The organism is Rothia mucilaginosa, from assembly GCF_964211445.1.
Lineage (GTDB): Bacteria > Actinomycetota > Actinomycetes > Actinomycetales > Micrococcaceae > Rothia > Rothia mucilaginosa_E.
This window is the reverse complement of the sequence record NZ_CAXOQT010000080.1, coordinates 1-348: the sequence shown is the minus strand read 5'-3', so window position 1 is coordinate 348 and position 348 is coordinate 1. Positions and strand designations below refer to the sequence as shown.

General features: G+C 55.7%; 1 protein-coding gene. It reads left to right on the top strand.

Annotated elements, in window-relative coordinates; translation table 11 throughout:
• A partial coding sequence (locus AB8E48_RS09025) for an ATP-binding cassette domain-containing protein (RefSeq protein ID WP_368886490.1) occupies positions 1-348 on the top strand: 348 nt, incomplete at both ends.

The following is a 348-nucleotide window of genomic DNA, read 5'->3' as shown; positions in this document are numbered from 1 at the left end:
TTGAGCGTCTTGGTGATGCTGATTTGTGGTCGGCTTTGTCGGTGGCTTGTGCTGATGATTTTGTGCGTGGTCTTGAGGGTGGTTTGGATGCTCAGTTGGGTGAGTCGTTTGGTGGTGTTGGTCTTTCGGGTGGTCAGTGGCAGCGTTTGGCGTTGGCGCGTGTGGTTCTTCGGGATGCACCGGTGTGGGTGTTGGATGAGCCGACCAGTGCTGTGGATGCTGAGACTGAGGAGGAGATTTTTGCTCGGTTGAAGGTGGCTGCTGTTGGGCGTTTGGTGGTGTTGGTGTCTCATCGTGCGTGGACGTTGCGTGGTGTTGATTCTGTGGTGGTGTTGGATGGTGGGTGTG